This is a genomic window from Betaproteobacteria bacterium (assembly GCA_009377585.1).
Lineage (GTDB): Bacteria > Pseudomonadota > Gammaproteobacteria > Burkholderiales > WYBJ01 > WYBJ01.
Window position 1 is genome coordinate 1 of record WHTS01000200.1, and the last position, 6,668, is coordinate 6,668.

Here is a 6,668-nt window from a genome sequence, read left to right on the forward strand (position 1 = left end):
TCCCACTCGATCGTAGCAGGCGGCTTCCCGGAAATATCGTAGACGACCCGGTTGATCCCACGCACCTCGTTGATGATCCGGTTCGAGACCTTGGCAAGGAGGCTGTGCGGTAACTCGGCCCACTGCGCCGTCATGAAATCCTGAGTCTGCACGGCACGCAGCGCAACGACGTTCTCGTAGGTCCTTCCGTCCCCCATCACACCCACCGAGCGCACCGGCAGAAAGACCGCGAACGCCTGCGAGGTCTTCTCATACCAGCCGGAGGTGCGCAATTCTTCGATGAAAATCGCATCCGCCTGCCGCAGCACGTCGGCGTGCTCGCGGCACACTTCGCCAAGAATGCGCACGCCCAGCCCTGGCCCCGGGAAGGGATGACGGAATACCGCGTCGTGCGGCAAGCCGAGCGCGAGACCGAGCTCGCGCACTTCGTCCTTGAAGAGCTCGCGCAAGGGTTCCAGCAGTTTCAGATGCAGCGTCTCCGGCAGTCCGCCGACGTTGTGATGCGACTTGATGTTCTGCGCCTTGCGCGTCTTCGCGCCCGCCGATTCGATGACATCGGGGTAGATCGTTCCCTGCGCGAGCCACTTCACGCCTTCCAACCGCGAAGCCTCGTGCTGGAAGACTTCGACGAACTCCGCGCCGATGATCTTGCGCTTCTGCTCCGGATCCGAGACGCCGGCAAGCTTGCCCAGAAACGGCTCGGAGGCATCGACGTGCCGCACTTTCACGCCGAGCGAGCGCGCGAATGTTTGCATCACCTCGTCGGCCTCGTTCAGGCGCAAGAGTCCCGTGTCGACAAATATGCAAGTGAGCTGATCGCCGATCGCACGATGAATGAGCACGGCAGCCACCGCAGAATCCACGCCGCCGGATAGTCCGAGCACGACACCATCGCGGCCCACTTCCGAGCGAATACGCCCGATCGCCTCGTCGATGTAGTCCGGCATGGTCCAGTCGCCGGAAAGCCCGCAAATCTCCAGCACGAAGCGCTCGATGATGCTCTTTCCCTGCAGGGTGTGCGTGACTTCCGGGTGGAACTGCACGCCATAGAAGCGCCGCTCTTCGTCCGCCATCGCCGCAACCGGCGTGGCGGCGTTGCTGCCGATCACCTTGAAACCGGGCGGCGGCGCGATCACCCGATCGCCGTGGCTCATCCATACGTCGAGCAGGCCGTGGCCTTGCTCGTTGCGGCGGTCCTCGATGTCGCGGAAAAGCCGTGAATGGCCGCGGGCACGAATCTCGGCATAGCCGAATTCGCGCTTGGCGCCCTGCTCGACTTCGCCGCCGAGTTGCGCCGCCATGGTCTGCATCCCATAGCAGATGCCGAGCACCGGCACGCCGAGATCGAAGACGACTTGCGGCGCACGCGGCGTTTCGCCTTCCGTCACCGAAGCCGGACCACCAGACAGAATGATGCCGCTCGGATTGAACTGGCGGATGAACGCTGCATCCACGTCGTACGGATGCAGCTCGCAATAGACATGCGCCTCGCGCACACGGCGCGCGATGAGCTGCGAATACTGGGCGCCGAAGTCGAGAATCAGGAGCTTCGCGTGCTGCATCTACTCGACCCGGTAGTTCGGCGCTTCCTTCACGATCTGCACGTCGTGCACGTGCGATTCGCGCATGCCGGCGGCGCTGATCTCGACGAACTCGGCGCGCGTCCGAACCTCCTCGATCGAGCCGCAACCGAGATAGCCCATGGCGGCGCGCAACCCGCCCATGAGCTGGTGGATGAGCGGTGTGACCAGTCCCTTGTACGGCACTCGCCCCTCGACGCCCTCGGGAACGAGCTTTTCCGGGTTGGCGGCCTCGTCGTCCTGAAAGTAGCGATCGCTCGAGCCCTGCTGCATCGCTGCAAGCGACCCCATGCCCCGATAGGCCTTGTACGAGCGCCCCTGGTAGAGCTCGATCTCGCCGGGTGACTCCTCGGTGCCACCGAAGAGGCCTCCGATCATGACCGAGGATGCCCCCGCCGCCAAGGCCTTGGCGACGTCGCCGGAGTAGCGGATGCCGCCGTCGGCGATCAACGGCAGATCCGATCCCGCAAGCGCCTCGGCCACGTTGGCCACGGCCGAGATCTGCGGCACGCCCACACCGGCTACGATCCGTGTGGTGCAGATCGAGCCTGGACCGATGCCGATCTTGATCGCGTCGGCGCCGGCATCGCGCAACGCTTTGGCGCCGTCGGCCGTGCCCACGTTGCCGGCGATGACCTGCATGTCCGGGAACCGGCTCTTGATCCAGCGCACCCGGTCGAGGACGCCTTGCGAATGGCCATGTGCCGTATCGACCACCAGCACGTCGGCACCCGCCTCGACCAGCGCCGCCGCGCGTTCGTCGGTGCCCTCGCCGACGCCGACCGCGGCTCCGGCACGAAGCCGGCCCAGGTGGTCCTTGCACGCATTCGGGTGCGTGCTCGATTTCAGGATGTCCTTCACGGTCATCAGCCCGCGCAGCTCGTATTCGCCGTTGATCACGAGAACACGCTCCAGCCGGTGCTTGTGCATGAGCGCCTTCGCTTCGTCCAGCGTCGCGCCTTCGCGCACCGTGACGAGACGATCGCGCGGCGTCATGATGCGGCGCACCGGCTGATCCAGGTTGGTTTCGAAACGCAGGTCCCGGTTGGTGACGATGCCGACGACGCGGCCGCGCTCCACCACCGGCAGGCCGGAGATGTTGTGCTGCGTGGTGAGTGCGTACACGTCGCGGACCGACATGTCGGGCGAGACGGTGATCGGGTCTTTGACGACCCCGGATTCGAAGCGCTTCACCTTGGCAACCTCGGCCGCCTGCAGGCGCGGCGGGAGGTTCTTATGGATGATGCCGATGCCGCCCTCCTGGGCGATCGCGATGGCAAGGCGCGACTCGGTCACCGTGTCCATGGCCGCGGACACGAGCGGGATGTTGAGGCGGATGGCGCGGGTGAGCTGGGTGGCGAGGCTTACTTCGCGCGGCAGGATGGTGGAGTGGGCGGGGACCAGCAGTACGTCGTCAAAGGTCAATGCCTTCTGGACAATGCGCATCGTAGGCGTCCGTCGCAAAGAGCGAATTATACGGAAGCGGTTTCGGCCGGTAAACGAGGGAGCCGCAGCGCGTTGAATCGGAATGCAAAAGCCTGGTAGCTCCAAGCGAAGCCGAAGATTCGGTCTGCTACACTGCGTGCTGCCGGGTCGCAGTTGCGAACCACAGCCGATACGTGGGGGGAAGTCATGCGCCAATTCATTTTCTTTTTGCTCCTGGCGGTGCTCGCCTCGACTGCCTGGGGACAGACCTACAAGTGGCGGGACGCATCCGGCCGGATTCAATATAGCGACACGCCACCGCCCCCGGGCGCGAAGGACGTGCAGCAGTTGCGCAAGGCACCGGCGCCACCAGCATCTGCCACCCCGCCGGCTTCCAAGTCGATCACGGACAGGGATGCCGAGTTCCGCAAGCGGCTGGTCGAAAAGAAGGAAGCCGAGGCGAAGCAGGCCAAGGCAGCCGACGACGAACAAACGCGTGCGCGCAACTGCACCCAGGCGACAGGCCAGCTTGCCGCGCTCGAATCCGGCGGGCGGATGGTGCAGTTGAACGCTCAGGGCGAACGCATCGCGCTTGACGACGCCGGGCGCGAGCGCGCCAAGCAGGAGGCCCAGCACGCGATCGAGAGCTGGTGCAAATAGCGCGCGCCCGAAGAGTTCGCTCGACCGAGCTAAGGACACACTGACCGCGTCATTCCCGCGGACGCCGGATCCAGGCATCGGCTTTCCTGGGCTCCCGATTTCTCGGGAGCGACGACTTCCTCATTCCCGCGCAAGCGACGCGCATGCGGGAGCAGCGCGGTGAGCAGCCTGTCATTCCCGTGCAAACGGGAATCCAGGATGTACGGTTGAGGCCACCGCTGCTGAGGAGCGACGAGTACGTATTTCAGCCCTTGCGACTTCTGGCGCGTTCCCGCCGAACGGTTTTCGGATCGGCAACGAGCGGCCGGTAGATCTCGATCCGGTCGCCGGCACGCACCTTGGAATCGGGCGCGACCCGGCGCGAAAAGATGCCAAGCTTCCACCGTGTCGGATCGATCTCGGCATACTCGTCCAATATGCCCGACTGGCGGATCGCCTCCGCGACGCTGGCTCCCGCAGCGACTCTGACGGTGATCCTGCGCTGGCGATCGGGCAACGCATAGACCACTTCCACGTCGAACGCGTCGATCGCCTCACCGGCTCCCATGAAGCTGCACAGCGCGTTTGACGAACGCCTCCACCAGGCTGTTCGCGATGTAGCCGAAGACGGATCCGACCAGCTTCTCCAGGATCCGGTTGGAAAACTCGTACGACAGCCGCAAGTGCACCTTGCATGCCGCCGACCCGAGCGGGGTGAAACGCCAGCTGCCGTGCAGGTGCCGAAAAGGACCTTCCAGCAGGTCGATCTCGATGTTCGAGGGCTCGTCGTGCGTGTTTTCGGTGGTGAAGCTGGTGCGCACGCCGTGATAGTCGATACCGAGCCTGGCACGCTCGGTGTTCGAATCCACGGCGGTGACGCTCGCACCCGAGCACCAGGGAAGAAAGCGCGGATACTGCTCTACGTCTCGCACCAGCGCGTACATCTCGTCGCACGAGTACTCGACCAGAACCGACTTGTCCACTTGAGCCATCGAAGCCTGTGTTGATATTCGCCCTCCCCGTGGGCCTGCCTGCATAGAATATAGCCATCCCTACGAGGGTTCAACGCGCTCGAGCGGCGCATTCGAAAGCACACGATGAGCATCGCGAACAACCGCAAGGCCTGGCACGACTACTTCATCGAGGAGAAGTTCGAAGCCGGCATCGTGCTCGAAGGGTGGGAAGTGAAAGCCATCCGCGCGGCGCGCCTGCAGCTTCGCGATGCCTACGTGATCGTCCGGGACAACGCGCTGTGGCTGCTCGGCTGCACGATCACGCCCCTGCCGACGGTATCGACGCACTTCCAGCCCGACCCCACGCGTACCCGCAAGCTTTTACTGCACGCGCGCGAGATCGACCGGCTGATCGGAGCGGTCGAGCGCTCTGGCTACACGCTCATTCCGCTCGACATGCACTACGTCAAGGGCCGCATCAAGCTCGAGGTCGGGCTCGCCAAGGGCAAGAAGCAGCACGACAAGCGGGAGAGCGAGAGGGAGCGCGATTGGCAGCGGCAGCGGCAGCGGCTATTGCGGGCCTCGTGAAGAAGTTGGCCGAGCGGCGGCACGGTGTCGCAGGGTGCCGTCCGTCGCGATCGCGAGGGCGAGGTCGGGATAACGACCGGAAAGTACCACCGGCACGTAACCTGGAATGGCACGGCGGAAGCCGGCATGAAATGAATTGTTCCAGTTGCTCAGTCCCTTGGAGGTCAATCCGGCATTCAGTCGATGGGTCGACATGGCAGAGGGGATGACCGGCGCATTGTCCCTCCGTCCCGGCCCGAACACGACCACCAGACTCGAATACGAACGCAGTCCCGACAGTTCCTCTCGGAGGAACGAGTCCGGGTGCAGCCACCAACGCGAGTTGGGAAACTCCGCGGCCACGAACGACACGATGCCCAGGCCTCGTCCGCCCGCGGCCCAATTGATTGCATTGATCACGTGACCGGCCGCGCCGTCCCAGCACGTCGTTGCGACGAAAACCGGATTGCACGTGATGCGAAAACCCCCCTCCTTGACGGGCGCATTGCCAGTATCTCCCACCATGGCATGCAGATCCGCGTCGGAACCGGTGAGAAAGGTTCGGTCCCCGCGCGCCCGCTCGATGTATCTCCGGTTACTCAGAATGCTGCGAAAATCGGGAACCATGTTCGTCTTTTCGTTCTCGTCCCCGGTCAGAAATGCCTCTCCGCTCTGGATCACCAGCACATCGAAGCGCTCGAAGGCGGGCCGGGGCGTCGTTGGATCGAAGAAGGTGAGATGCCATCGAATACCGCCGCTCGCTGGAATCGTATGCACCACCGAGGCCAGACTACGGATCATGCTTCGATAGCGCGACATCGGATCCGCATAGGTGTACCAAAGCACTTCGATTCGACGCTCGCCCTCTGCGGATACGTTCCATGCAAGCAGCATGAATGCGATTCCGACCCAGCAGCGAATGACGTGAGTGCCCCCCGCGCTCGGGCCTCTCGCAGGCAAGGGGTGCGTCGAAATCAAAGCCTCGAGAACGCGGTTGGTGGTGCCCGCAGCAACTGCGGCGAAGAGGCGAACCCGGAAGGCAGACCGTGTCAGTTTTTTTGACACTGAAGACAGTATTCTTGTTGGATGTGAAGCCTAACAGATTGACGAGCCAGGGCTCAATCTCACTGGCCCGTTGCTTGCTTCGTCTCGCGAAAAACGCGGGCCCATCCCAATGGGATGCAGCAAGAGGCTCGCAATGCACGCACAAGGAGCGGGTCGATGGGGGATTGGCTGATCTGGCTGTTGCTCGGGTCTTTTGTCGTCATTGTGTTTTGCATCTATTCGCTTTCCAGCCAGGTCGAACGCTGCGTCCACCTGGCGGTTGAAATAATCACCGGCAACCAGCGCAAAATCCTCGAGCGGATCGAGGCACTCGCCCAGTCCAAGACAGCGGCGGGTTTGGACTCTCCTTTGACCTTTCCCAATGTCGTTCCTTTCGAGCGCCGCGTCCGTCTGCGGCGACGCGCATCCGGGCAGCATGCCAGCGATGACGAGCGACGGC

General features: G+C 63.6%; 8 protein-coding genes. 3 read left to right on the top strand and 5 right to left on the bottom strand.

The genetic code is table 11. From position 1 onward, the window contains the following. Together guaA and guaB are read right to left on the bottom strand one after the other, a co-directional pair. Positions 1-1,562: glutamine-hydrolyzing GMP synthase (guaA, locus tag GEV05_29990; protein MPZ47516.1), on the bottom strand; the 1,562-nt coding region annotated here is incomplete at its 3' end. Next, positions 1,563-3,026 (bottom strand): IMP dehydrogenase, encoded by a 1,464-nt coding sequence (gene guaB / locus GEV05_29995; protein MPZ47517.1) that lies wholly within the window; start codon positions 3,024-3,026, stop codon positions 1,563-1,565. It lies immediately after the preceding gene. Positions 3,027-3,212: 186 nt separating this feature from the next. On the opposite strand from guaB, the gene GEV05_30000 reads away from it, so the two are divergent. Beyond that, positions 3,213-3,665: a DUF4124 domain-containing protein gene (locus tag GEV05_30000; GenBank protein MPZ47518.1), complete on the top strand. Its 453-nt coding sequence runs from the start codon at positions 3,213-3,215 to the stop codon at positions 3,663-3,665. A 244-nt stretch (positions 3,666-3,909) separates the two neighbouring features. Here the strand turns inward: GEV05_30000 and GEV05_30005 are convergent, their stop codons facing one another. Then, the gene (locus GEV05_30005; protein ID MPZ47519.1) at positions 3,910-4,212 is read right to left on the bottom strand and encodes an RnfH family protein; all 303 of its coding nucleotides are present in this window, start codon (positions 4,210-4,212) and stop codon (positions 3,910-3,912) included. Continuing rightward, positions 4,199-4,636: a ubiquinone-binding protein gene (locus tag GEV05_30010; protein MPZ47520.1), complete on the bottom strand. Its 438-nt coding sequence runs from the start codon at positions 4,634-4,636 to the stop codon at positions 4,199-4,201. The genes GEV05_30005 and GEV05_30010 overlap by 14 nt, the downstream gene beginning before the upstream one ends. A 105-nt stretch (positions 4,637-4,741) precedes the next feature. Here GEV05_30010 and smpB point away from each other — a divergent pair, with 105 nt between their 5' ends. Next, a complete protein-coding gene (smpB, locus tag GEV05_30015; protein ID MPZ47521.1) occupies positions 4,742-5,185 on the top strand; it encodes an SsrA-binding protein SmpB in 444 nt (147 codons plus the stop codon). On the opposite strand, the gene GEV05_30020 is transcribed toward smpB, so the two are convergent. Next, on the bottom strand, positions 5,168-6,058 hold the full coding sequence (locus GEV05_30020) for a PEP-CTERM sorting domain-containing protein (GenBank protein ID MPZ47522.1): 891 nt from the start codon (positions 6,056-6,058) through the stop codon (positions 5,168-5,170). The genes smpB and GEV05_30020 overlap by 18 nt on opposite strands. A 327-nt stretch (positions 6,059-6,385) precedes the next feature. On the opposite strand from GEV05_30020, the gene GEV05_30025 reads away from it, so the two are divergent. Next, positions 6,386-6,668, top strand: a 283-nt coding sequence (locus GEV05_30025; protein ID MPZ47523.1) for a hypothetical protein, incomplete at its 3' end; no start/stop codon positions are given.

Bases quoted from the DNA above. Each gene is read 5' to 3' on its own strand.
- GEV05_30020 (MPZ47522.1), bottom strand. From the start codon at position 6,058: ATGCTGCTTGCATGGAACGTATCCGCAGAGGGCGAGCGTCGAATCGAA.
- GEV05_30000 (MPZ47518.1), top strand. From the start codon at position 3,213: ATGCGCCAATTCATTTTCTTTTTGCTCCTGGCGGTGCTCGCCTCGACT.
- GEV05_30010 (MPZ47520.1), bottom strand. From the start codon at position 4,636: ATGGCTCAAGTGGACAAGTCGGTTCTGGTCGAGTACTCGTGCGACGAG.
- smpB (MPZ47521.1), top strand. From the start codon at position 4,742: ATGAGCATCGCGAACAACCGCAAGGCCTGGCACGACTACTTCATCGAG.
- guaB (MPZ47517.1), bottom strand. From the start codon at position 3,026: ATGCGCATTGTCCAGAAGGCATTGACCTTTGACGACGTACTGCTGGTC.
- GEV05_30005 (MPZ47519.1), bottom strand. From the start codon at position 4,212: ATGGGAGCCGGTGAGGCGATCGACGCGTTCGACGTGGAAGTGGTCTAT.